This window comes from Nocardia sp. 852002-20019_SCH5090214 (assembly GCF_001665865.1).
Lineage (GTDB): Bacteria > Actinomycetota > Actinomycetes > Mycobacteriales > Mycobacteriaceae > Nocardia > Nocardia nova.
Genome location: NZ_LZMK01000019.1, coordinates 1 through 24,818, shown reverse-complemented (window position 1 = coordinate 24,818; position 24,818 = coordinate 1). Strand labels below are relative to the sequence as shown.

Sequence of the window (24,818 nt, the reverse complement as noted above, 5' to 3'; positions counted from 1 at the left end):
CTGACGATCGGGCTTCTCGGAGCCGGTCGGCGCGGCGTTCGGGTGCCGCTGCGTAGGCGACGAAAGAGCAAGCGGCGGTGCCCGAACGACGAGCCCTGGGTGCCGCGAACCCGCCGGAGCGAAGCGTAGGCCAACCAACACAGGCATAGGCTGCGGAGAAGGTCCTCGACCGCAGCTCGAAAGGGAGTCCCGCTCATGGTCAACGTCACCGACGGTTTCGGATCGAGCATCCTGGGTTATCCGCGGATCGGTCCGCACCGGGAGCTCAAGCGTGCACTGGAGTCGTACTGGCACGGCACCCTCTCGCGCGAGGAGTTGCTCGCGGTGGGGCGCGACATCCAGGACACCCAGTTCTCCGAGCTGGCCGCGACCGGACTGACGCAGGTACCCGGTAACACCTTCTCCTTCTACGACCACATCCTCGACAACGCGCTGCTGTTCGGCGCGGTGCCGAAGCGGTTCGAGCCGTATCGCGAGGAGTTGCACCCGCTCGACTTCTACTTCCTGATGGCGCGCGGCCGGCCGGATCTGCCGCCGTTGGAGCTGGTTCGCCTGTTCGGCACCAACTACCACTACCGTCAGCCCGAACTCGACGCCGATACCGAATTCTCGCTGCACCCCGAGGCTTTGCTGGAGGAGTGGGACCGGGCGATGGACCGCGGCATCGAACTGCGGCCGGTGGTGCTGGGCCCGCTGTCGCTGCTGTTGCTGTCCAAGGCCGGGCAGGTGCCGGGCGAGACCGAATTCGACAAGCTGACCCTGCTGGACAAGCTGCTGCCGGTCTACGAGCAGCTGCTCGAGATCCTGGCCAAGCGCGGTTCCACCTGTGTGCAGTTCGACGAGCCGTGCTTCACCAGTGAACGCACGCCTGAGGAATTGGCCGCGTTCGAGCGTGCCTACCAGCGACTGTCGACGGCCGCGCTGCGTCCGCGCATCCTCGTCACCGGCCAGTACGGCGATTTCGGTGAGGCCGTGCGGATTCTGGCGGGTACCGCGGTGGAGGCGATCGGGCTCGATCTGGCCGGCCACCGCACCCGGCCCGAGGAACTCGCCGAGATTCCCGGAATCCGGCGCAAGCGGCTCTACGCCGGCGTGATCAGTGGCACCAACGTCTGGCGTGCCGACCGGCTGGTCACCCTCGAATACCTCAACGCGCTGTCGAAGGTGTGCCCGGACCTCGTCGTGTCCACCGGGACCACGCTGCTGCACGTGCCCTACGACCTGTTGGTCGAATACGACATCGAGGGCAATGTCGCCGACCGCCTCGCATTCGCGAAACAGAAAGTGCTCGAGGTTGTTTCGCTGGCGAAGGCATTGACCGAAGTGCATCGGGGCGGGGAAGGCGGCGAGACCGCGGCGAAGTGGGCGAAGCGCCCGACGTCGGTGCATTTCAAGCAGAAACACGCTGTGCGGCAACGGGTTTACGCCGTCACGCCGCAGATGCGCGAGCGTGAACCGTACGAGGTGCGCGCGAAGGCGCAACGGGAGCGGCTGAATCTGCCGCTGGTTCCGGCGACCACGCTCGGCTCCTTCCCGCAGACCGACGCGGTGCGCCAGGCCCGCTACGACCTCGGCGAAGGCCGGCTGTCCTACGAGGAGTACCGCAAGCGGATCGAGGCCGAGATCGAGTCGACCATCCGCCTGCAGGAAGACATCGGCCTCGACGTGTTCGTGCACGGTGAGCACGAACGCAACGACATGATCCAGTACTTCGCCGAACTGCTCGACGGTTTCGCGACCACCCACTTCGGCTGGGTGCAGGTCTACGGATCGCGGTGTGTGCGGCCGCCGATCATCTACGGCGACGTGTCGCGGCCGAAGCCGATGTCGGTGGAGTGGATCACCTACGCGCAGTCGCTCACCGACAAGCCGGTGAAGGGCATCGTGACCGGTCCGGTGACGATGGTGGCGCGCTCGTTCGTGCGCCAGGACCAGCCGCTGTACGAGACCGCCGATCAGGTGGCGCTCGCGATCCGCGACGAACTGGCCGATCTCGAGAAGGCCGGCGTGGCGATCATCCAGGTCGACGAACCGGCGGTCCGCGAGTTGCTGCCGCTGCGGCCGGACGGGCGCACCGAATATCTGCGCTGGGCGGTCAACGCGTTCCGGCTGGCGACCTCCGGGGTTCGGCCCGACACCCAGATCCACACCCATATCGCCTATTCGGCCCGCTCCGAAATCGTGCGTGCCATCGAGGAACTCGACGCCGACGTCACCGCCATCGTCGCGACCCGCTCGCTGGAATGGGTGCTCAAGGCGCTGACCGAGGATGTCGAGGAAGGGCACGGCCTGAGCCACGGCGTGGGCCCGGGTGTGTACGAGAGCCGTTCGGCGCGGATTCCGGATATCGACGAGATCGACGAATTGCTCACCGCCGCAGCCGAAGCCGTGACCCCGCAGCGGCTGTGGGCGAATCCGGACGGCGGTTTGAAGACCCGCCACTACTGGCAGTTGGATCCTTCGCTGCGCAATATGGTCGCCGCCGCCCGCCGGGTGCGGCGTCGCGCCGAAGCGGCCGAATAGCTCCTGCCGCTGCGCAATCCGCATCGCCCGGGTGGTTCGCCACCCGGGCGAAACTCACAGCTGTTGCCGAAGATTCGCTCGCCCCGAGTGCGTTAGCCTACGACTACTGTTTCGAGATCAGGAGAACCGCTCATGGGTATGTTCGACCAGCTCAAGGATGCCGCCGGCAAGGCGGCCGACTTGGCGGCCAAGAATGCCGACAAACTCGACCCGGTGATCGACAAGGTCGGCGATCTGGTCGACAAGCAGACCGGCGGCAAGTTCGAAAAGCAGGTCGACGCCGCGCAGCAGGCCGCGAAGAAGGCGCTGCACGAGCAGACCGAGAAGTAGACCACGCACAGGTGGTACAGGGGCGAAGGCCACGCCCGGCTTCGCGCCGGACGTGGCCTTCGTGCTGTGCGAATCAGTGCCGGCCGAACAGCAGCGCCATCAGTGTCGCCATGGTGTCGTCGGCCTTCTGTGTGCGGTCGAAGGTCGTCAGGGCGAGCAGCGAGGGGAAGCGCTGCCGCGCGACGGCGTGGGCGTACGTGAATTCACGCAGTCCGTCGGGGCCGTGGATGCGGCCGAAGCCGGAGTCGCCCACACCGCCGAAGGGCAGCGACGGAATCTGCGGGAACGTGAAAACCGCGTTGACGCTGACCATTCCGGTACGCAGCCGATCGGCCAGTTCCCGCCCGCGCGCCTTCGAGAACACCGCCGCGGACAGGCCGTAGCGGCTGTCGTTGGCGCGGGCGATCGCGGTGTCCATATCGGGCACCTTCGCGACGGTGAGGGTGGGCCCGAAGGTTTCCTCGGTCACGGCCGGGGCGTCCTCGGGCACGTCGACCAGCACGGTGGGCTGCACCACCTGTCCGACGATGGTGTCGGCGCCGCCGGTCAGTGCCCGGCCGCCGCGCGCGACGGCGTCCTCGATGTGGCGGCGGATCACGTCGAGTTGCTTCGGCATCGTGATGGGGCCGATCTTGGCGCCCGGATCATTGCCCGCGCGTTGCTGTTTCGCCTTCGTCACCAAGGTGTCGAGGAAGGTGTCGTAGACGCGCTCGTGGACGTAGACCCGTTCGGTGCCGATACAGGACTGGCCGGCATTGGCCATTCCGGCCCACAGCGCGGCGTCGGCCGCGGCGTTCAGATCGGCGTCGGCGTCGACGAGCAGCACATCCTTGCCGCCGCATTCGGCGACCAGCGGCGTGAGGCTCTCGGCGCAGGCGGCCATCACCTTCTTGGCCGTCGCCGTGGAGCCGGTGAAGGCGATCTTGTCCACGCCCGATCGGCACAGCGCCGCACCGGTCGCCCCTTCGCCCGTGATCAGTTGCAGCACCGGCTGTTCCGGCACGACCTCGGCGAACATGTCGACCAGCCAGCGGCCGACGCCGGGGGAGTATTCGCTGGGTTTGAACACCACGGCATTTCCCGCCGCCAGCGCGTACACGATCGAACCCAGCGGTGTGAACACCGGATAGTTCCAGGGGCCGATCACGCCGATGACGCCGAGCGGCTTGTACTCCACCGACGCCGCCTGATTGATCGTGAGCAGCCCCACCCGAGCGCTCTTGCGGCCCAGCACCTTCGGAGCGTTGCGGCCCGCCCACTTCAGATGGTCCAGGCTCAGCGCCACCTCGAGCGCGGCATCGGAATACGGCTTGCCGGTCTCGTCGTGCATCACCGCGGCCAGCTGCCGCATCCGGCGGGCCAGCAGTCCCGCGAATCCGGCCAGGCGCCGGGCCCGCTCGCCGTAGTCGAGGCTCGACCACCACTCGTATGCCGTGCGGGCGCGGGCCACCGCCGCCTCGATATCGGCCTCGGTGTGGATGGGGTAGGTGCCCACCACCTCGCCGGTGCCGGGATCGTGCACATCGAAGGTGGCGTGCGTATCGATCTCACCGATCTCGTTCACGGTCGTCATCGGGTGGCCTCCTTGGTAGCGGTGCCGGTGCTGGACGACGGGGTGCGGCCGCGGATCAGGTCGGCCGCCTTCTCGCCGATCATGACGGTCGGCGCATTGGTGTTGCCGCGGACGATGCGGGGCATCACCGAGGCGTCGACCACGCGCAGTCCGCTGACGCCGTGGACGCGCAGTTCGGGGTCGACCACCGCTGTCTCGCCGCTGCCCATGGCGCACGTGCCGACCGGGTGGAACAGCGTCTGGGTCCAGCGTGCGATGTGGGCCCGCCAGCCGTCCTCGTCGATCCGGTCGGCGCGTTCGGGCAGGTAGGAACTGTCGAGATGGGCGGCCAGCGGCTGCTGCCGCGCGATCTCGAGCAATTGCCGGCAGCCCGCGAGCAGGGCATCCGCATCGCGCGGGTCGGAGAAGTAGGCCGGATCGATCTCCGGCTTCCACAGCGGATCGGCCGACCGCAACCGCAGCCGCCCGCGGCTGTGCACGTCGACCAGCGTCGGCCCGGCGGTGAACATCGGCGCGATGTTCTCGTGAAAACCGTTGTCGTAGAACGCCGTCGGCGCGACGTGGTATTGGATGTCGGGACCTTCGAGTCCCTCCCGGGTGCGCACGAATCCGCCGCCCTCGCCGACATTGGAGGTCAGCGGCCCGCGGCCGAGCGCCTGCCACTGCGCCAGCCGCAACGGGGTCTCGAAATCGGCGAGATCGGAGACGCCGCGGGTGCGCCACAGGATGGGGGTCACCGGGTGGTCGTGCAGATTCTCGCCGACGCCGGGCAGGTCCACCACCACCTCGATGCCCAGTTCGCGCAGGTGCGCCGCGGGCCCGATACCGGAGAGCATGAGCAGCTGCGGCGAATTGACCGCACCGCCGGAGAGCAGCACCTCGGCCTCGGCATGCACGGTGTGCTCGCTGCCGTGGCGGCGATAGGTCACGCCGACCGCGCGGGTCCCGTCGAGCACCAGCGCGGTGGCGTGCGCCTCGGTCCGCACGGTCAGGTTCGGCCGGTCCAGCGCCGGGCGCAGATAGCCGTCGGCGGTGGACCAGCGGCGGCCGTTGCGATGGGTGACCTGGTAGCGGCCCACGCCCTCCTGCGTCGCGCCGTTGAAATCGTCGGTGCGGGCAATGCCCGCGGCCGCGGCCGCGGCGATCCAGGCATCGGTCAGTTCGTGGGTGTAGCGGCGGTTCTCGACGTGCAACGGGCCGTCGGTGCCGTGATACGGCGAACGCAGGCCGGTGTTGGTCTCCGACCGCAGGAAATAGGGCAGGACGTCCTCGTAGCTCCAGCCGACCGCGCCGAAGTCGCGCCGCCAGCCGTCGTAGTCGGCGCGGTTGCCGCGGATGAAGATCATCGCGTTCATCGACGAGCATCCACCCAGCGCCTTCATCCGCGGCCAGTACGCGCGCCGGCCGCCGAGATGTTTCTGCGGTGTGGTCTCGTAGCGCCAATCCCATTGGGTGCGAATCAATTTCCCCCACGCCGCCGGTATCTTGATCTCGTCGGCCCGGTCGTCGGGACCGGCCTCCAGCAGCAGGACCGAGACCTGGGGGTCCTCGGTGAGGCGATGGGCGAGGACGCAGCCCGCGCTCCCCGCTCCGATGATGATGTAGTCGAACGATTCACGGTCGGGCACGCGAGGACCTCCAGCACGGTTGCCGAACACCGACACGGATCCGGACGGGGCCGACCTGCGGTTATAGCGGCAGAGACCGTCCCGGGCCCGGTTCCAGGGTCGACCTTACGCTGTGTGCGGCGGTCGGGAGCGGAGTTCGGAGGTAGCGAATCGCGGCCGGGGCCGGCGGGTCCGGGCGGGGCGCACAGGCAGTGCAGTGCTTCCGCCGAATATGAAGGTACACAGGCGATTACAGATTACTCGGCGCCCGACGACCGCGTGTCGGTCGCTCGCCACCTGCTCCGCTGTGATGCGGCCGGCTCCTGAGCGGGGTGCTCGGTATTCGTGAGCCTGGGCGTGTCCGGATCACGGCACGTAGGATTCGGCCGGACCCGCGAACCGGGGATGGCGTCGATGCCCGCCGCGAAGACGGTTGCGCGGTATGGCGGCGAACGGCAGGAGGACCGTGATGGGTGGTTCGTTCCCACGGGGTGCGCGCCGTGGCCGGCGACGGATCTCTCGGCGCGGCCGGGGCGGTGCGCACGGGCCCGTCGGACATCTCGCGAGTGCGGGCGTTCTCGCGACAGTGTGGATCAGCGCTGCGGCCGTTCTTCCGTCCGCGCTCGCTCCGGTTCACGCCGAGGCGCCCGGCTGCCCGGCCTCGTCGGTGGAACAGCTGCTGCCCGCCCAGGCCCCGCTGCTCGATTTCGCGGAGAACCTCGGCTACGACGCTCGAGGGAACCTCTGGGTCTCGCGCGTCTTCCGAAATGTGGTGCAGCGCTACGACTCCGGCGGGCACGTGACCGCCGAGGTGCCCGTGGACGCGCCCGGTGCGGTCCGGCTCGGTCCCGACGGTGCGCTGTACGTGGTTTTCGGTGACTCGTCGGCCGGACTGCTGCCCGGGGCGCATTCCTCCGGCGTCGTGCGGTTCGATCCCGGCGCCGACCATCCGGCGCCGCAGGTCTACGTCTCCGGTCTCCGCATGGCCAACGGTGCGGCCTTCGACGGCGCGGGCAATCTGTACGTCGCCGATACGGCACACGGAGTGGTGAAGGTGCGGCCCGGCGGTTCCGTCGACGCCGACTGGACCGCGCGCGCCGCGGTAGCCGGGGTGAACGGCATTGTGCTGCAGGGTGATTCGCTCTACGCGACGCTCTATCAGAGCCTCGACGGTCGCATCGTCCGCATCCCCGTCGATGCTCCGCAGTCGCAGACGACCGTCGCTTCGGTCACTGTCGGGGCGCTCCCGCTGACCGCCCTGCCCGACGATCTCACCATGGGTCCGGACGGCATGCTGTACGTCGCGACCACGACCGGTCGTCTGGTCCGCGTCGACCCGGCCACCGGCGGGGTCTGCGCGGTCGCCGACCTCGGCGTGCCGGCCACCTCGGTCGCGAAGGTCCCCACCGACGATCGCGCGCTGCTGGTCACCACGGGAACGGGCACTGTGCTTCGGGTGGTTCTCGGCGCGTGACGTTCGCCGGGACCTGGGCGCGGATGACCGGATGCGGGCCGCGCCCGGGCCGGCGGCTACAGCATCGGGGCGAGGGTGCGCAGACCGGCGACGAGCTGCTCGGCCGAGGGGGCGGACTTCGGGTCCAGCAGCCACTGGACGAGCAGGCCGTCGAGTAGCGTCCAGAGCAGCACACCGATCGGGCCGCCGTCGTCGTCCTCGATATCCCTGTCGGGCAACAACATTCGGGTCAGTGCTACTTTGCCCTCGCGCTGTTTGGTCGTGATGTCGGCCTTCACCTCACCGGAATGCAATGCCTGCGCGAGACTCTCGATATTGGCCGCCCACAGCGCACGCTGCTCGGTGAACGTGGCGGTCAGACGCCCCAGGAAGGTGAGCAGCCGCTGCGCCGGTTGCGGTTCGCTGCTCTCGGCGAGCGCGTCGAGGATCTGCTGTACGGCCTCGGCGGACGATTCGATCATGGCCTGCGTGAGCAGGTTGTCGCGGGTGCCGAAGTGGTAGTTGATCGCGGCCAGATTGCTGCCCGAGGCGGCGACGATATCACGCACCGTAGTCCGGGCGTAGCCGCGTTCGGCCAGGCAGTGTTTGGCCGCTGAGAGCAGATCCTCACGTGTTCCCACGTCGGCAGGGTAGCAAGCGCCCGCTGACGAATGTTTCAAACAAATGTTTGTGACAAGTGTTTGAAACGGCTGTATGGTTCTCCGTGTGATCTCCGAATCGTCCGAGAGGTGCCAGATGGTCACGCAACGTCCGATATCGCCCTTCGAGTCGGGTTACTTCCAGGAACACGCCACCTTCGGTTCCGTGCCGGTCGGCGGGATGGCGCTGTTCATCGGGTCGACCGTGGAAGGGGAATTCGACACCGAACTGCTGCGCACGGTGCTGGCCGAACTGGCCGCCGAGCATCCGCTGCTCAGCTGTCGCCGATTCGACGACGCCGGGGTGCCGGTACTTCGCCATGTCGAGGGCTATCGCCCCGCGGCCATCGAAAGTCCCGGTGGCGACATCGAATACGTCGACTTCGTCAACCAGCCGCAACCGTGGGACGAGGGCTTGTTCTTCGCGCGGGTGTTCCGCGAGGACGACCGGACCCGCATCGTGCTCGTCGTCCATCACGGAATCACCGACGGCCGTTCGTCTTTCGCACTGCTGGACGAGATGTGGCGGCGCTACACCGCGCATCGCCGCGGGGCGCCGCTGCCGGTGCGCGCGAATCACGAACTGCCGCAAGCGGTCGACGAGCGCCTCGCCGCGGTCGTCTCCGGGGCGGAGGTCGACGAACTGCTCGCGGCGATGCGCACGATCATCGGTGAGCCGCCCGCGCGATTGCCGCGCGACGGCACGGCGGGGTCGGGGCGCGGTCTGTTCGTCGCCGAGCGGATCGAGCTGGAACCGGAGGAGACCGCGGCCTTCGCCGCCGCGGCGCGCTCGGCCGGGATCGGGGTGAACGCCTTGCTGAGCGGGTGTGCGCTGGCCGCGGTCCGGGCCGAACTGGGCGTCGTGGGCGCACTGCCGATGGTCTGCGGCTATGCCGCCGATATGCGGGCCGCGGTGGATCCGTGGCTGCCCGACGAGACGGTCCTCAACTGCGCCTCCGGCTGGGGCACGCTACTGGCGGTGGCCGAATCCGCCGATCCGTTCGAACTGGGCAGGGTGGTGCACGCCGACGTCCGCGCGGCCCTGGAGCGCCGCGACCCCGCGCGTCTGGCGTTGGCGGGCCGGTACATTCGCGACGAGGCCACCGCGCGGATACTCGCGGAACAGCCCAGTATCGCGCTGTCGAACATCGGGCGGGTGCCGGACCATATCCTCCCCGAGGGGGTGCGGCTGGTGCGGGACAACCTGCTCGCCATGGGGCCCGGCATGCCGCCCAAGCTGACCGCGTTCACCCTGGGGGAGCGGCTGACGGTGCAGGTGGAATACGACACCAACGATCACAGCCGCGCCCAGATGGGCCGGGTGCGCCGCAATCTCGCGGAGTTGTTGCACCGCACCGCCGGCCGCGCGGGAACGCCATCCTGCGACGGCTCGGTTCCGCCATCCGCGGACGGCGCGGTTTCGCCCTCCGGCGGCGACGCCGAGCGCGCGGACGCCGGCGTCGCCTCGAAATTCACATGGTGGCGGCGTCGATGACGAACCGGTACCGCACGTCGCTGGCGACCACGCGCTCGTAGGCTTCGTCGATGCGGTCGGCGGAGATGACCTCGATTTCCGCGCCGATGCCGTGTTCGGCGCAGAAGTTCAGCATCTCCTGGGTTTGCGGGATGCCGCCGATATTCGACCCGGCCAGCGACCGGCGGTTGCCGGTGAGGGTGAAGGGGCGCACCGCGAGCGGCTGCTCGGGCAGGCCGAGGATCACCATGGTGCCGTCGAGGTTCAGCAGACGCATATAGGTGTCGATCGGCAGATCGGCCGAGACGGTGTTGATGATCAGGTCGAACCGGTTGCGCAGATCGCGGAAGATCTGGCGGTCGGTGGTGGCGTAGTAGTGGTGCGCGCCGAACCGCCGGCCGTCGTCCTCTTTGCTCAGCGAATGGCTCAGCACCGTCACCTCGGCGCCCATCGCGGCGGCGATCTTCACCCCGACATGGCCCAGCCCACCCATGCCGATGATCGCCACCTGCTTGCCCGGGCCCGCGTTCCAGTGCCGCAGCGGTGAATACAGGGTGATGCCCGCGCACAGCAGCGGCGCGGCCTCGTCCAGTCCGATGCCCTCCGGAATGCTCACCACGAAGCCGTCGGTCACCACCACCTGGCTGGAATAGCCGCCGAGGGTGTAGCCGCCGGCCTGGATCTCCTCCGGGACGGCGCCGTTGTAGGTCATGGTGGCGCCGCGCACGCAGTACTGCTGCTCACCGGCCAGGCACGGCTCGCACTGTCCGCACGAATCGACCATGCAGCCCACGCCCACCCGGTCGCCGACCGAGAACTCGGTCACCTCCGGGCCGACCGCGGCGACCAGACCGGCGATCTCGTGGCCCGGGACGCAGGGGTACTTGGTGCCGTGCCACTCGTTGCGGGCGGTGTGGATGTCGGAGTGGCAGATGCCGGCGTACTTGATGTCGATCAGCACGTCGTGCGGGCCGAGTGCGCGACGTTCGATGGTGGTCTTGGTGAACCGGCCGTCGGGCGCGGAAACGGAATACGCGGCAGCTGTCGTCATGCGTTCATGCCTACCCCCGCATGGATGCCTACGCAAACCACCCGCCTGGAGCGACGCGACCGGAGCGGGGGCCATACCTACCACCGGCGACCCGCCGGTCGGATGTGCTCGGCGGGCTCGCGCCGATATCGGATGCTGATCCGGTGGCGATCGTGCTGGCGTTGATATCGATGTGTTCGACGCTGGCAGGCGGGTTGGCGGCCGCGCGCATCGGGGAGCGCAAGCGGCTGATCCTCGGCCTGGCCGCCGGGATCATGCTCGGCGTGGTCGCCTTCGACCTGATCCCCGATGCCCTGGCCGAATCCGACCGGGTCGTCTCGGGTGTGCCAGGCGTGCTCGTGGCGGCCGTGATCGGCTTCTTCACCATTCACATCATCGAACGCGAGATGGCGATCCACATCGGGCACGAGCAGGATTTCGGCCGCCACACCCACGACTTCCCGTCGGTCGGACTGGTCGCCACCGGGGGATTGATCTTCCACAGCATGCTCGACGGTCTGAGCATCGGCGTCGGATTTCAGGCCGGCACGGCGCTGGGCATCTCGGTCGCGATCGCGGTGATCTCGCACGACTTCGCCGACGGATTCAACGCCTTCACCATTCCCACGCTGTACGGCAATGCCCGGCGGCGGGCGCTGACCCTGCTGTTCCTGGATGCGCTGGCGCCGGTGGCGGGCGCGATCATCGGCACGGTGATCCGGGTGCCTCCCGACGTCGCGGGCCTGTATCTGGGATATTTCGCCGGATTCCTGCTGTATCTGGCAACGAGTGACATTCTGCCGGAAGCACATTCGGGCCGCCCGTCGCGCACCGTGCTGTTCTGCACGATCGCCGGTGCCGCGTTGATGTTCGCGGTGGCGGCATTGCAGGACTGATACCGGGCGCCGCGCCGATTTGGTACACATAAAAGCACAAACTCCGCCAGCCCACCCCGGGCATGCAGAATCGGGAGCGGCGATGGACGAGCAGCATTCGGGCCGGCAATCGCGTCCGGCTCGCGGCGGGTGGCTGTCGACGGTCGTCTTCGTGCTCGTCATGGCCCTGGTCGGCGCGGCATTCCTGGGCTACCGCGGGGATCTGCCACGGTGGGCGGTGCCCGCGGGCCACTCCACCTCGGCGCTGTTCGGGCCGCCCGTGCCGCCGATGGATCCCGCGGCGGTGGCCTCGGCCGTCGAACCCGAACTGGTGAACATCAACGTGTCGATCCGGCCCAGCGGGATGGGCGCGGCCGGATCGGGCATCGTGCTCAGTCCCGACGGTGAGATCTTGACCAGCCACCACGTGGTGAAGGGCGCGGCGACCATCACCGTCGGCGATCTCGGCAACGGCGGGCACTATCCGGCGACGGTGCTCGGCTACGACTCCGACGCCGATATCGCGCTGCTGTCGCTGAGCGGGGCGGCGTCGCTGTCGGTGGCCCGCATCGGCAGCTCCGCCGGGGTCCGGGTGGGCGATCAGGCGCTGGCGATCGGCAATGCGGGCGGAACCGGTTCCCCGACCGCGACACCGGGCACGGTCACCGCGCTGGATGCCTCGATCGTGGCGCGCGATACCGCCGATCTGTCGCGCAAGGCGTTGATCGGCATGATCGAGGTGGCCGCGCCGGTGGTCTCCGGACAGTCCGGCGGCGCCTTGGTCGACCGGACCGGCGCGGTGATCGGCGTGGTGACCGCCGCCTCGGGAGAACTGTCCCGGCAGCAGGGGCAGGCCAGCGGATACGCGGTGCCGATCGATCGGGCGTTGAGTGTGGTGCGCCAGATCCGCACCGGCATTCCGACCGATACGGTCCACGTCGGCCCCACCGCGACACTCGGTGTCCTGACCTCCGATGCCAAACCCACCGGCGCCCGGGTGGACGTGGCGATCTACGGGCTGCCGGCCTTCACGGCCGGGCTCGATTCCGGCGAGGTGATCGTCGCGGTCGACGACACACCGGTCACCTCGGCGCAGACGCTCAAGGCAGCGCTCAACGTGCGCCGGCCGGACGAGGTGATCCGGCTGGATCTGGTCGAGCCGGACGGCACGCACCGCACGCTCGCGGTGACGCTGGCCGCCGGCCCGCCCAACTGATCAGAACAGCGAGAGCCAGTAGTCCTGGAAGCGCAGGAAGACCAGCAGCAGCACGATCGCGTAGTAGACCACGACGATCGTCCACCGCCACTGCGCGACGATGCCCATGATCCCGCGGGCCCCACCCCACAGCTGATCGGTGACGACCGCCAGGCAGACCGGCGTGAACGTCCACACCACCATGCAGTACGGGCACAGCGCGCCGATGCGGTAGAGGCTCTGGAAGATCAGCCAGAAGATGAAGCCCATCCCGGCGACCAGGCCGATCCACAGCCCGCCCCAGAACCAGCGCGGCAGGCCGACACCGGCCACCGCGAGCACCGCGATGGTGACCGCCACCGAGAATCCCGCGACGCCGATGATCGGATTCGGGAATCCGAACACCGACGCCTGATGGGTCGCCATCACCGAGCCGCAGGACAGGATCGGATTGATGCTGCACGACGGCCGGTAGGACGGATCCTTCAGCAGTTTGAAGTCTTCGATCGTCAACGTCACCGCGGCCAGCCAGCCCAGCAGGGTGCCGAGCAGGAGTAACCACGCGGGGCGGGGCCGGACGGTGATCACTTGGCCGCGGCCTCGATCACCGGGCGCAGACCGTCGGGCTGCATCAGCTGCTGCGAGCTGGTGATCTGCTTACCGTTCACGTACACCGTCGGCGTGGACTTGATGCCGCTGTTGAGCACGTCCTTGGTGGTCTTCTGCACGTACTTGTCGTACTTGTCCGACGTGATGCACTCGGCCACGGCCGGATCGGTGTAGCCGGCGGCCTGGGCGATCTGCACCAGCTTCTCGTCGGGCAGGCCAGTGCCGCCCTCCGGGGGCTGCTGCTCGTACATGGTGGTCAGCCACGGCAGGAACTTGGTCGGGTCGGAGCCGGCGACGCAGTAGGCGGCGTTGGCCGCGCGCGAGGAGTAGCGGGTGCCGCCCGAGGACTGATCCAGGAACGCGATGATGTTGTAGCGCACGCTGGCCGTGCCGGCGTTCACCGCGTCCTCGATGGCCTTGGCGTTGGCGGTCTCGAACATCTTGCAGGCCGGGCACTGCAGGTCGGCGACGACCCGGATGTCGACCTTGGCGCCGGGCTTGCCGATCTTGATCTCGCCCTGGTCGGTGATCGAGCCGGTGACCGCGTCGGGCGAGGCCGGCTGCGCGGCGACCGAGGGCACCGGCCCGGTGTCGTTCTTGTTGGACTGTTTGACGGCGATGCTGATGCCGATGGCCGCAATGAGCGCGATCAGCACGGCCGCGACACCCACCTGAATCAGGATCGTGCGCGTGCGATCTCCGCCTCGCACCGCCGTCAGCGAGTTCTTCCCACGCGGATTCTTGCTCACCTCGGAGTTCACCACGCCTTTCCTGTGTTACGTGTCGGTGTGCGACATCGGTGTTGTGCGGCCGGGCGCCGCCTGCGATCGTACGGGCCGTCCGCCACGCCGTCGCGGTGCCGCATCGCGGGCGGGCGGCCGCACGAGGCACACTCGGCACCACATGATTCCCGGTCAACCTGAGAGATCCCCGAGATTCGGGCCGAAATATCCGCGGTGGTGACCGGCGTCTCCGTGCCGATCAGCTCGCGGCGAGCCGCGCCTTCTCGGTGTCGATATCGAACTGCGGCGCGGGCCAGCCCAGCTTCAGACCACCCAGCGCATCGATGAGCAGTTCGGTGACGGCCAGGCGGGCGAACCACTTCCGGTCGGCCGGAACGACGAACCACGGCGCGTGGTCGGTATCGGTGCGGTCCAATACGTCCTGATAGGCCTGCTGATAGTCGGGCCAGAGCGCGCGGTCGTCGATATCGCTCGGGTCGTACTTCCAGTACTTGTCCGAGCGTTCCAGCCGTTCGCCGAGGCGGCGCTTCTGTTCCTCCAGCGAGACGAACATCGCGACCTTGACGATCGTCGTGCCCGCCTCGGTGATTTCCCGTTCGAACCGATTGATCTCGTCGTAGCGCGACTCCCATTCCTCGCGCGGCACCAGGTTCTGCACCCGCACCACGAGGACGTCCTCGTAATGGGACCGGTCGAAGACGCCGATCTGACCGCCGGCCGGCAGCCGGTGGCGGATTCGCCACAGATAGTGGTGCCGGCGTTCCTCCTCGGTGGGAACGCCGAAGGCGGCATGCCGCACCCCCTGCGGGTCGACCATGCCGATCACGTGGCGCACCACGCCGCCCTTCCCCGCGGTGTCCATACCCTGCAGGATGAGCAGCAGGTTGCGGTGGTCACCCGAGCGGCCGTTCGCGAACAGCATCTCCTGCAGCTCCGACAGCACCTGGCCGCGTTCGGGCAGCAATTGCTCACCGAGTTTCTTGTCGCCGGTGAATCCGGGCGTCGCGGACAGGTCGTAGGAATCGAGCCGGACCCCGGCGGCTCGCAACGCGGTGGTGGGCGGTTCGGTCCACGGAGATTTCGCCATAACCGTCGAGTATGGTCGGCGGCCCCGACAGCCGGGCGGTGATCGTGCCCGTGAGTCAGCCGATTCCGGCCAGTCTCGTCAACTGTGCGGCGAATTCGGCGTCGTCGACCGGGGTCAGCACCAGCTCGGCGGCCGTGGTGAGCAGATAACGTCCGTCGCCGGTGATGTCGAGCCAGGTGCGATGCCGCGTCGGCGGCGACATGGGATTGTCGGGTGCGACGGTGACGGTGATGAATCCGCGCGCGTCGACCGGGGCGCGCAGCGTGCGGCGGAAGCGGGCGGCGCCCGGATCCTGCGGTGTGTCGATATCGCCGCCGGGATGGGCGTCGGTCCCGATGTCGAGCACCGCGTGCTGCGGTTCGCGCATCGGCCCGCGTGTGCCCGCCGGCGCCGAGCCGATCGCGGCCACCAGCCGTTCGCCCACCCCGCGCGCGTGGCAGACGGCGACCGTGACGGCGTCGGGCCGCGCGATCAGCAGCCCGGCGTGCCGGTGGACGACGGCGGCGAAGGCGAGGATCAGTTCCGGCTCGTCCGCCGGTGTGGAGCGCCGGCCGGAGACGGTGATCGTGGTGGCGTCCGGCCGCGTGCACAGCAGCAGTGCGGCGGTGAGATCCGGATCCGTGTTGCGCGCATAGCGGGTGCGCAAACCCAGTGCGGCATATTCGGATTCGGTGCGCACGGTGGATTCCGGGATCATGTTCACCGGATAGGGACGGCGGTCGAGATCGGTTTCGGTGGCCCAGACGTGGGCGAACTCGTCCGGCGTCAGCACCCACTTCACTACGGATGACCCCCACCCGAATCCGGCCGGGGTGCGGGAACGAAGCGCGGCACCCGGTCACCGGAGGCGACCAGGGTGCTGTTGTAGCGGAAGGTCATGATGTCGCGGGCGTCGGCCAGGGCCGCGGCGGCGGCGACGTCGTGGGTCATCCGGCGGGCGCCGCCGTGCACCACCTCGGCGACCGGGTCGGGCAGCGGAACATAGGCCCGCGGCGCGGGCAGGGCGTCCCGAATGGATTGCGCCGCTTCCGCATCGGCCTCCAGCAGTTGCCGCAGCCGGGCGCAGACCTCGGCCGCGGCGGCGCCTCGTTCGACGAACGCCGCCGTCGCGGGTTCGGCCGCCGCGCGGGCTCGCCCGGACCAATGCTCGAATTCGGCGTGCGTGGCCTCGGCGAAGGTCCGGAACGCCGCGGCGACGGCGTCGGCCTGCTGTTGCCAGGCCGCGGCCGCCTCACCGAGCGCGGCCGGATCCAGTGTCTCGTGCACCAGCTCCCACAGTTGCCGGTGGCTGTAGGAGCCGTACACCTCCCGATCCGCGACGAAGGGCGGATCGACATGCGATGCGTCGGTCACCTCACACTCCCGGCTCGGGCCGGATCAGCGCCAGCGCCGCGCGGTTGGCGGCCTCGGCCTCGTCGAAGTGTTTCCCCGCGGCCAGATAGGCGGCCTTGAACAGCAGTGCCGTCTGCTGGAACGAGAGGACGGTGTCGAGGAATTCGCCTCCTTTGCGGGAGAATCCGCGCGCCAGGGACCGGCCGGAGGCGAGTTCGCCGAAGCCGCGCACCGCCGTCGGTACGGCGCCGCTGCTGCGAGCGGCATGGAGATCCTCGACGAGACGGTCGCAGGCCGCCGCGAGATTGCGCGCGGTGTCCTCGGCGATCTCGAACACCTCCGCTCCGGAACCTGTTGCCGCGGCGTACAACTCGCGCGCCAGATGCTGGCCGGTCTCCGGAATCGGCACCGTGATGATCCCCTTCCGCCCGAGAGTTTCCCGCGAGCGAGCTTACCGGAGCAGCGGTCGCCGGGCGCGTGGCGACGCATTGTGAATGCGCACATCGATGGGCGCGAAAAATGTGTAAATCACTGTGGCGCTGTCTGTTTCAGGCGGCGTCGGCCGCCCGGGCGCTGACGTACTGCAGCAGGCCGTGCACTTCCTGCACGATATCCACCAGCCCGGATTCGGCGAACAGTTTCGGGAACGTGTCGAGGTCGAATACGTGGAGCCCGCCCGCCCCGCCGACCGCGCTCGAGACCTCGCCCACCCAGCCCTGCGGGCGGTGACTGGTGCTGATCGCGATGCGACCGCCGGGCGCGAGCACCCGGATCATCTCGGCGGCGGCGGTCAGCGGATTCGGAATCAGATACAGCGCACCGAAACAACAGACCGCGTCGAAGCTGTTGTCGGGGAAGGGAAGCCGGCGAGCGTCGCCGCGGACGTAGCCGGCCCGTGGGCCGGAGTTGTCGGCGACGGCCTGCCGCAGCATCGGCACCGAGAAATCGATGCCCACCGCGTATCCGGCGCCGATATGTTCACTCAGGTAATGGGTGAAATTGCCCGGCCCGCAAGCGATGTCGAGCACCCGATCGCCCGCGTCGAGGCGCAAGGTCCGCACCGCGTCACGGCGATCGGCCTGCATGGTGCGCCCGGTGGCCAGTAGAAAGCTGGTCGGCCGCCACGCCCGCTCGTAGAGCAGGGCGAAGACCGGATTGTTCATGGTGCGGCGTGCGAGATTCACCGGGTCATCCTCGCGTCGAGGTCGTCTGCTGTCGAGATCCGGTACGGCGGTGCGCTGTGCCCGACGAGCCGCAGTCGCCCCCAGAAGTCGCGATCACCGAGGATCGCGTTCGCGGCGCCTTCGGTGGTCCGCAACTCGACGCGCTGCTTCCGGTTGCCGGCCGCCGCATCCAGCGCCGAATCCGGATCGACGCGTCCGTACCAGCGGTAGATGCCGTCGATCGGCTGGCGATGGCCGCGCAGCCGCACTCGGACGGCGAACTCCCGATCGCCCAGCACGACGACGGCCGGCCCCAGATAATCCGCATCGGGTTGCCGCATGATCGCCTTTCCGAGCTGCGCGTCAGGTCCTGCCGCACTATAGCCGTGACAATGAGTAATAGGTAATATCGAGTGTGCCACCGCTCACATCGGTCGGCAAATGCGCCGACGGTGAGCACGGACAACGCGCCGGCCGCGGCGTAGCGGCAGAACGGTGAAGCCGATGACACAGCACACCGACAATCTCGCGGGGGACGGTTTCGACGGGCGCGAGCGCGTGGCCCAGCGGCTGCTTCGCTCGTCGGCGGAACACTTCTACGACGCCGATATCGACATCGACTGGGAGCAGCCGTGGGCCCCGGACAAGGCGTGGCTGCCCGAACACCGGATCTCGCTCTACGGCACTCCGCTGTGGGATCGGCTCACTGCCGAGCAGCGGATCGAACTCGGCAAACACGAATTGGTGAGCCTGCTGTCGTTCGGGATCGTCGCCGAGGGGCTGCTCAGCAAGTATCTGCTGCGCATCGTCGCACGCGACCCGACCTCGCAGCATGCGATGTACGCGCTCACCGAACTGAGCGAGGAAGCGCGCCATTCGATCATGTTCGCGCGGCTCATCGACAAGACCGGAATACCGCCGTATCGGCCGGTGGCGCTCAACCGGATGCAGCTGCGGGTCGCCGAACACTTCCCGATCGGTCCGGTCGTCTACGCCGGCACGCTGCTTATCGAGGAGATCCTCGATCGCGGTCAACGAGAAGCCATGGCCGACAGCACTGTTCAGCCGCATGTGCGGCAGTTGATGCGGATTCACGTGCTGGAGGAGGCGCGGCACATCGGTTTCGCCCGCGATGCGCTGGCGCGCGGGATGGCCCGGCGTTCGCGGTGGCAGCGGCTGCCGCATCAACTCCTGCTGGCCTACTTCGCGCTGGTGCTGTATCCGATGCTCGTCAATCCGCAGGTCTATCGCGCGGTGGGTATCGACCCCCGGCGCGGATTCGCCGCGGCCTTCACCGGCCCGCAGTACCGGCGGACGATGAGTTTCCTGTCCGAGCCGATGCTGCGCTATTTCGACGAGGTCGGCATGCTCGACGGCGCGGCGGTGCACGCGCTGTGGCGGCTGACCCGTTCACTGCCCGACGATCTGTGAACGGGCCTGCCGCCGCAAGCTCTTCCGTCGTTCAGGCGCGCTCGACCTCGATGGTCATCCCGGCCCGCCGCAAGCGATCGGTGAGGGGATCGCCCATGGCGGAGGCGGGTGTGAGGATGCCCGCCAATTCCGGGAGTTCGTCGAAGGCCAGGCACAGTCCGGCCTCGCCGAGCATCACCGAGGTGGCCTGATAGCCGGGGTCGCCCTGTCCGGCGAAGGTGCAGACGTACCGTGCGCCCGAGGTGGTGTCGGCGAAGGTCTTCATGGTGAACCAGCCACTACGGCGGGCCTGCTCGCCGGGGCCGGTGCCCGGCTTCGGCAGGATCCGGTCCAGGAGCCGGCGCCCCACCGACACGCGGGAGAGCAGGGCGCCGGCGGTCATAGTGGCGACGATGCCGCCCGCCATACCCGCGGCGACCAGCGGTGCTGCCGGCGAGCTTCCGGCGCTCATCACCTCGCGATAGCGGAAGTTCTTGCCGTACACCCAGCCCAGCAGGCCGTTGCTGCGCCGCACCACCTTGGTGTTGTGCGCGGCCATCACGAAGGTGGCGACCCAGCCGTCGAGGCTGGGGTCGATCGCCGAGGCGCGCGAGAGAGCCTGATCGGACTGCCGGCCCACATCGGGTTCCATCGACTTGTCGGGGCTCAGCGAATACGGGTGCGAGAGCACCGAACCCTTGGCCGGATCGGTGGCGATAGCCTCCATCATCGCCCGCCCGGAGTCGATGGTGCCGCCGCTGGCGCCGCCCTTGAGCCAGGCCACCAGGGTGGTGTCGGTGAGCTCCCCGGTGTTGTCCTCGACCGACCGGCGGTAGAGCCGATAAACGCTCAGATCCGACGGAATCGAGTCGTAGCCACAAGAATTCACGATTTTCGCGCCGGTTTCGGCGGCCCGCTCGCCGAACCGATCGATACATTCGCGGATGAACAGCGGCTCGCCGGTGAGGTCCGCGTAGTGGGTGCCGGCATTCGCGCAGGCCTGGGCCAGGGGCAGGCCGTACCGCAGATACGGGCCCACGGTGGTGACCACGACCTTGGTCCGGGCCGCCAGCGCGTCCAGTGCCGCCTGGTCGGAGGAATCGGCGACCAGCAGCGGCCAGATCGCCGCCCCGCCGCCGAGTTCGTCGCGCACCGCGGTGAGTTTCTCCGGCGAACGGCCCGCGAGGGCGATACGCGCATCCGCGGGCGCGGCCTCGGCCAGATACTGCGCGGTCAGCCGGCCGACGAACCCCGTCGCGCCGAACAGTACGAGGTCGAATTCCCTGTCGGTCATGCCCATCCCATTCTCGTGGTGGCCGATTACTTTGTGCTGGTACGTTTTCCGCCGGCGGCTTTGCGTGGCGCGGCGCGCTTGGCAGGTTTGCGCGGCAGGCCGCGCCGGGCCAGCCAGGCGTGGTGCTGCTTACCGAGTTCGGTCACCGGGTCGTCACCGTAGAGCCACTCGCGGGCGATCCGATGCCAGTTCCCGGTCGCTTCCAGCTGGCCGAGTACCCCGAAGGTCAGGAAATCCGCACGCCGGGAGAACAGATGTTCCGGCGGCAGATTCTGCTGCTTCATCCCGGCGTACTCACTCGCGCGCGGATCGACCGCCAGCACGAAGGCGCCGCTGGCCAATTCGGGGGTGATGGTCAGGTCCTGGTCGATCAGTGCCCACTCGCACGCGGCGAGCACATACTCCAGACAGTCCTCGGGGGTGATCTCCTCCGGTGAATCGATGATGCCGTGGTCGATCATCAACTGGCGCAGATCTTCGGCACGTTCCTCGGCCGCCGCACGGATGCAGGTGGCCTCGAACCGGACGTGTTCGGGATCCATCCGGTTGAACAGCCCGAAATCCAGGAAGGCGACCCGGCCGTCCTCGCCGAGCAGCAGATTGCCCGGATGCGGGTCCCCGCAGAATTCGTTGAAGGTGAACAGCGAACCGACGTAGAAGCGGTAGATGATCTCGCCGACCCGGTCGCGTTCGGCCTCCGGCAATCGGCGGATCTCCTCGAAACTGCGACCGGGGAAATACTCGCTGACCAGCACGTGCGTACTCGACAGCTCGGGCATCGTGGCCGGGACCACGATGAACGGATGGTCGGCGAACAGTTCGGCCACCTCGCGCTGGGTATGCGCCTCGGCCACGTAGTCCAGTTCGCTCTCGAGGTTCAGCCGCAGTTCGTCGAGGACCGCCGGCGTCACCCACGGCATCGCCGACTGCAGGACGCGGCGGAACATCGCGAGATTCTTCAGATCGGCGCGCACGGCGGTATCGATGCCCGGATACTGCACCTTCACCGCGACCGCGCGCCCGTCGTGCAGTCGCGCCCGGTAGACCTGGCCGATGGAGGCCGCCGCGATCGGTTCGTCCTCGAATTCGGCGAACAGCTCCTCGAGCGTGCGGCCGAAATCCTTCTCGATGACGCCGCGCATGGTGTCGAAGGAGACCTTCGGCGCGCTGTCGCGCAAGACGGCCAGCCGGCGCTGGAATCGCTCGCGATGTTCGGGCGGAACCAGATCCAGATCCAGCACCGAGAGCATCTGGCCGAGCTTCATGGCCACGCCCTTCATGGTGCCCAGCACCATGACCATCTGCTCGGTGGCGCGGATCATCGACTCCTCGGCCATCCGCTCGCGCACCGCTTCGGAGCGTCCGCGCATGGAACGGCGGGTCTTCTGCGCACGTAAGACGTTGCCGGCGACGGCCACACCCAGTTTCGTCCCCCGCGCCAGCCGCGACGTCGGCAGCTCTTTCGCCATTGATGACCTCCGTTGATGCCCCGCCTGGCCGGTCTTCAGCGTAGCCAAGCGCGAGCCGTCGGCCCAGAGACGGCGAGCACGGATTCCTTCGCGGGCGAATCAGCCCAGGTCGGCCTCGGGAAGTTCGTGCGGCACGGCGTTGAACTTCTCCGGCGAACCACCCGCCCGGACCATGCCCTCGATAGCGCTCCACACCATCATCGCCAGATGGTCGAGCATGCGATCGGCCGACATCGAACGGTTGCTGATCCACCAGTCGGTGGCCAGCTGCACACCGCCGACGATCACGTACGAATACAGCAGCACGCCCTCGGTGTCGACGCCGCGATCGAAGGCCTTGGTCTGCACCACCACCGAAACCACGTCGGCGAACAGCTTCTCGAAATCGGCGAGGCTGGACTTGTCGGTGGTCGAGCCGTTGCCCATGATGAAGCGGTAGACGTCGATATCGGCCTCGACGGTGTGCACATAGGCGGCCAGAGTGTTGCGGACCAGCTGATATTCGTCGGCGTCGTCGCTGATCGCCTCGTAGATCCGCGGCATCAGCGTGGTCTCGATGAACCGTTCCATGGTGGCGCGGGTCAGATCGGACTTGTCCGAGAAGTAGCGATAGAGGACGGTTTTGGATACGCCGATCTCCGCGGCGATCTCGTCCATCCCGACATCGCCGCCGCGTTTGCGGATAGCGGCGAGGGTGCCGTCGACGAGTTCTTCCCTGCGGTCGATCTTGTGCTGGTGCCAGCGCCGCTTGCGACCGTCCACCCGGCCGGGGCGCACCGCAGCGGAGTCGACGGCAGCGCTCGCGGCACGATGTGTGGTCATGCTCGAGGGGACTCCTGGATCCGGGGATAAGGGCACCACCAGCTTAAGTCCTTCGCCGAGGTGATGTTCCCGGTTCGCCGAGTGGCCCGGCTCTCGGCTCGGGGGCGTTCGCCGGAGGCGGGCGCGGGCGCGGGGTGAGCGGGCGCACGCCGGCGACGCCGATATTCCGGCCAGAATGGGGATATGGAGCAATCTGCCGGCAGCGCCCCCGTCCTGGCGGAAGCGAACGCGCACCCCGATACCCGGGCGGGAGTGGGAAATGCCACACGGTCCTCGGCCCGGGGCGCGCCCGGACCACCGTCTTCGTTCGCCGACCTGATGGACGAATCCGGGAAGAAACGCGATCTGCGCAAGATGAAGATGGTCGCGACCGGCTTCCTGGTGGCGGCCACGGTCGTCTATCTGGTCTGTTGCTGGCTCGGCTCGAACGGTATCGGCGGCAGCTGGGTCGGCTACGTGCGCGCGGCCTCGGAGGCCGGCATGGTCGGCGCGCTGGCGGACTGGTTCGCGGTCACGGCGCTCTTCCGGCATCCGCTGGGCCTGCCCATTCCGCACACCGCGATCATCCGCAAGAAGAAGGATCAGCTCGGCACCAGCCTGGGCGATTTCGTCCGCACCAATTTCCTCTCGCCCGACACCGTGGCGACGAAGGTGAATTCGGCGCAGATCTCGTTGCGCCTCGGAACGTGGATGGCCGATTTCCGGCACGCCGCGCGGGTGTCGGAGGAGTCGTCGACCATTCTGCGTGCGGTGATCGGCGCGCTGCGCGACTCCGATGTCGAGCAGGTCATCGACCAGACCATCGTCAAGCGCATCGCCGAACCGCAGTGGGGGCCGCCGATCGGGCGGGTGCTCGCCGAACTGCTGGCCGAGAACCGGCAGGAGCCGCTGCTGGATCTGCTGGCCGAACGCGCCCACCAGTGGGCGCTGGCGAGTCAGGAGACCCTGGACCGGATCGTCATGCGTGACGCCCCGTCGTGGGCGCCGAAATTCGCCAATATCCTGCTTTCGGAGAAGATCTACCGGGAATTGGTGGAATTCACCTGGAAGATTCGCTCACAACCCGATCACGAAGTGCGAATGGCGGCGAACCGATTTCTCGAGGATTTCGCTCGCGATCTGCAGTACGACGAGGCGATGATCGCCAAGGCCGAGCGGGTGAAGGCCGAGATCATGGGGCGCGAGGAAATAACCGGAATGGCGCGTGCGACCTGGCGTGCGGCCAAACGGATGATCCTGGAATCGGCCGACGATCCGAACAGCACCTTGCGCCGCAAGATCTCGGAGAATGTGCAGCAGTTGGGTCAGCGTCTGGTCGACGAACCCGAACTGACAAAACAAGTGGACGCTTGGGTTGAACGCGGTGTGAGATATCTCGTCGCCAACTACGGTTCCGAGATCGCGGCCCTGATCAGCGACACGGTTGCCCGCTGGGATGCCGAGGAGGCGAGTCGCAAGATCGAATTGCAGGCGGGGCGCGATCTGCAATTCATCCGGATCAACGGAACGGTGGTCGGATCACTTGCCGGCCTGGCGATTTACGCCGTATCCCATTTACTCTTCCCAGGCTTCTGACGGCCGCTGCCCGAAGTTTGCTGAAATAGTGCTAACAAGGGTGCTTGCAAGAGTTAGCACCCTCATTTAGAATCGACCGTACAACCGCCGGAAGGTGAGCAGTGTGATGGCACAGGAACCAGAGGTTTCTGATCGGAACACGGGGGAAACCGCAGAGACGTCTGCGGTTCCCGGAGACCGGGTGGGTCGCGTAGCCAACGCGGCGCACGACATCGGAGGCTTCATCCGGGCGCAGCGGGAGGCCGCTCAGGTCTCGTTGCGTCAGCTCGCACAGCTGGCGGGGGTGAGCAATCCGTACCTGAGTCAGATCGAGCGCGGATTGCGCAACCCGTCCGCCGAGGTACTCACGCAGATCGCCAAGGGTCTGCGCGTGTCTTCGGAGGTCTTGTACGTCCGGGCCGGCTATCTCGAACAGAGAGAGCACAGCCCGGTGCGGGACGCACTGCTGGCCGATACCGACATCACGGAACGGCAGAAGCAGGTGCTCCTGGACATCTACGAATCGTTCCGCCGCGAAAACGGGGGGAACGACAACGGAGGGAACAACAACGGGGGGAACAACAACGGCGGTAACAACAATCGAGGCACCCACAAC

At 68.0% G+C, this 24,818-nt stretch carries 24 protein-coding genes; 9 read left to right on the top strand and 15 right to left on the bottom strand.

Annotated features, from left to right (window positions below; all coding sequences use genetic code 11):
• The first annotated feature begins 195 nt into the window (after positions 1-195).
• On the top strand, positions 196-2,523 hold the full coding sequence (gene metE, locus A5780_RS01955) for a 5-methyltetrahydropteroyltriglutamate--homocysteine S-methyltransferase (RefSeq protein ID WP_063016224.1): 2,328 nt from the start codon (positions 196-198) through the stop codon (positions 2,521-2,523).
• Between the two features lie 132 nt (positions 2,524-2,655).
• Positions 2,656-2,853 (top strand): antitoxin, encoded by a 198-nt coding sequence (locus A5780_RS01950; RefSeq protein ID WP_051757293.1) that lies wholly within the window; start codon positions 2,656-2,658, stop codon positions 2,851-2,853.
• A gap of 73 nt (positions 2,854-2,926) precedes the next feature.
• Here the strand turns inward: A5780_RS01950 and A5780_RS01945 are convergent, their stop codons facing one another.
• Positions 2,927-4,426, bottom strand: a complete 1,500-nt coding sequence (locus tag A5780_RS01945; protein ID WP_063016226.1) for an aldehyde dehydrogenase family protein — start codon at positions 4,424-4,426, stop codon at positions 2,927-2,929.
• A complete protein-coding gene (locus A5780_RS01940) occupies positions 4,423-6,054 on the bottom strand; it encodes a GMC family oxidoreductase (RefSeq protein ID WP_063016227.1) in 1,632 nt (543 codons plus the stop codon). Before A5780_RS01940 ends, A5780_RS01945 begins: the two co-directional genes overlap by 4 nt.
• Positions 6,055-6,619: 565 nt before the next feature.
• Between A5780_RS01940 and A5780_RS01935 the strand changes: the two genes are divergently transcribed.
• Complete coding sequence (locus tag A5780_RS01935; RefSeq protein ID WP_064907565.1) at positions 6,620-7,507, top strand: SMP-30/gluconolactonase/LRE family protein; 888 nt, start codon at positions 6,620-6,622, stop codon at positions 7,505-7,507.
• 56 nt (positions 7,508-7,563) lie between these two features.
• Here A5780_RS01935 and A5780_RS01930 read toward each other — a convergent pair whose 3' ends face one another.
• Positions 7,564-8,127 (bottom strand): TetR/AcrR family transcriptional regulator, encoded by a 564-nt coding sequence (locus tag A5780_RS01930; RefSeq protein ID WP_063016231.1) that lies wholly within the window; start codon positions 8,125-8,127, stop codon positions 7,564-7,566.
• 115 nt (positions 8,128-8,242) lie between these two features.
• Here A5780_RS01930 and A5780_RS01925 point away from each other — a divergent pair, with 115 nt between their 5' ends.
• Entirely contained in the window at positions 8,243-9,640 is a 1,398-nt protein-coding gene (locus A5780_RS01925; protein ID WP_064907564.1) for a hypothetical protein, read from the top strand.
• Here the strand turns inward: A5780_RS01925 and A5780_RS01920 are convergent.
• A complete protein-coding gene (locus tag A5780_RS01920) occupies positions 9,618-10,670 on the bottom strand; it encodes an NAD(P)-dependent alcohol dehydrogenase (protein WP_030516138.1) in 1,053 nt (350 codons plus the stop codon). The genes A5780_RS01925 and A5780_RS01920 overlap by 23 nt on opposite strands.
• Before the next feature lie 143 nt (positions 10,671-10,813).
• On the opposite strand from A5780_RS01920, the gene A5780_RS01915 reads away from it, so the two are divergent.
• Together A5780_RS01915 and A5780_RS01910 are read left to right on the top strand one after the other, a co-directional pair.
• Entirely contained in the window at positions 10,814-11,545 is a 732-nt protein-coding gene (locus A5780_RS01915) for a ZIP family metal transporter (protein WP_063016284.1), read from the top strand.
• Between the two features lie 82 nt (positions 11,546-11,627).
• Positions 11,628-12,740, top strand: a complete 1,113-nt coding sequence (locus tag A5780_RS01910) for a S1C family serine protease (protein ID WP_064907563.1) — start codon at positions 11,628-11,630, stop codon at positions 12,738-12,740.
• Here A5780_RS01910 and A5780_RS01905 read toward each other — a convergent pair whose 3' ends face one another.
• The 8 genes from A5780_RS01905 to A5780_RS01870 all read right to left on the bottom strand — a co-directional run bounded on the left by A5780_RS01905 (position 12,741) and on the right by A5780_RS01870 (position 17,994).
• A complete protein-coding gene (locus A5780_RS01905) occupies positions 12,741-13,307 on the bottom strand; it encodes a vitamin K epoxide reductase family protein (RefSeq protein WP_064904464.1) in 567 nt (188 codons plus the stop codon).
• Positions 13,304-14,089 (bottom strand): thioredoxin domain-containing protein, encoded by a 786-nt coding sequence (locus A5780_RS01900; RefSeq protein ID WP_227462677.1) that lies wholly within the window; start codon positions 14,087-14,089, stop codon positions 13,304-13,306. Before A5780_RS01900 ends, A5780_RS01905 begins: the two co-directional genes overlap by 4 nt.
• Before the next feature lie 220 nt (positions 14,090-14,309).
• Positions 14,310-15,158: a PPK2 family polyphosphate kinase gene (locus A5780_RS01895; protein WP_063016239.1), complete on the bottom strand. Its 849-nt coding sequence runs from the start codon at positions 15,156-15,158 to the stop codon at positions 14,310-14,312.
• A 55-nt stretch (positions 15,159-15,213) separates the two neighbouring features.
• Entirely contained in the window at positions 15,214-15,939 is a 726-nt protein-coding gene (locus A5780_RS01890) for an ESX secretion-associated protein EspG (RefSeq protein ID WP_030516144.1), read from the bottom strand.
• Complete coding sequence (locus A5780_RS01885; protein ID WP_063016241.1) at positions 15,939-16,511, bottom strand: hypothetical protein; 573 nt, start codon at positions 16,509-16,511, stop codon at positions 15,939-15,941. Before A5780_RS01885 ends, A5780_RS01890 begins: the two co-directional genes overlap by 1 nt.
• 1 nt (position 16,512) lies before the next feature.
• Positions 16,513-16,899, bottom strand: coding sequence for a hypothetical protein (locus A5780_RS01880; protein ID WP_063016243.1), 387 nt, complete (start codon positions 16,897-16,899; stop codon positions 16,513-16,515).
• A gap of 139 nt (positions 16,900-17,038) precedes the next feature.
• Positions 17,039-17,674: a class I SAM-dependent methyltransferase gene (locus A5780_RS01875; RefSeq protein WP_064907562.1), complete on the bottom strand. Its 636-nt coding sequence runs from the start codon at positions 17,672-17,674 to the stop codon at positions 17,039-17,041.
• Positions 17,671-17,994, bottom strand: a complete 324-nt coding sequence (locus A5780_RS01870; RefSeq protein ID WP_064907561.1) for a DUF4873 domain-containing protein — start codon at positions 17,992-17,994, stop codon at positions 17,671-17,673. Before A5780_RS01870 ends, A5780_RS01875 begins: the two co-directional genes overlap by 4 nt.
• A 163-nt stretch (positions 17,995-18,157) precedes the next feature.
• Between A5780_RS01870 and A5780_RS01865 the strand changes: the two genes are divergently transcribed.
• A complete protein-coding gene (locus A5780_RS01865) occupies positions 18,158-19,084 on the top strand; it encodes a diiron oxygenase (protein WP_063016250.1) in 927 nt (308 codons plus the stop codon).
• A 31-nt stretch (positions 19,085-19,115) separates the two neighbouring features.
• Here A5780_RS01865 and A5780_RS01860 read toward each other — a convergent pair whose 3' ends face one another.
• The 3 genes from A5780_RS01860 to A5780_RS01850 all read right to left on the bottom strand — a co-directional run bounded on the left by A5780_RS01860 (position 19,116) and on the right by A5780_RS01850 (position 22,648).
• Complete coding sequence (locus A5780_RS01860) at positions 19,116-20,363, bottom strand: trans-acting enoyl reductase family protein (protein ID WP_030516150.1); 1,248 nt, start codon at positions 20,361-20,363, stop codon at positions 19,116-19,118.
• A 20-nt stretch (positions 20,364-20,383) separates the two neighbouring features.
• Positions 20,384-21,826, bottom strand: coding sequence for an AarF/ABC1/UbiB kinase family protein (locus tag A5780_RS01855; protein ID WP_064907560.1), 1,443 nt, complete (start codon positions 21,824-21,826; stop codon positions 20,384-20,386).
• A gap of 99 nt (positions 21,827-21,925) precedes the next feature.
• Positions 21,926-22,648: a TetR/AcrR family transcriptional regulator gene (locus A5780_RS01850; RefSeq protein ID WP_030516152.1), complete on the bottom strand. Its 723-nt coding sequence runs from the start codon at positions 22,646-22,648 to the stop codon at positions 21,926-21,928.
• Between the two features lie 318 nt (positions 22,649-22,966).
• On the opposite strand from A5780_RS01850, the gene A5780_RS01845 reads away from it, so the two are divergent.
• Positions 22,967-24,223 (top strand): DUF445 domain-containing protein, encoded by a 1,257-nt coding sequence (locus A5780_RS01845; RefSeq protein WP_063016254.1) that lies wholly within the window; start codon positions 22,967-22,969, stop codon positions 24,221-24,223.
• A gap of 106 nt (positions 24,224-24,329) precedes the next feature.
• A partial coding sequence (locus tag A5780_RS01840; protein ID WP_231982797.1) for a helix-turn-helix domain-containing protein occupies positions 24,330-24,818 on the top strand: 489 nt, incomplete at its 3' end.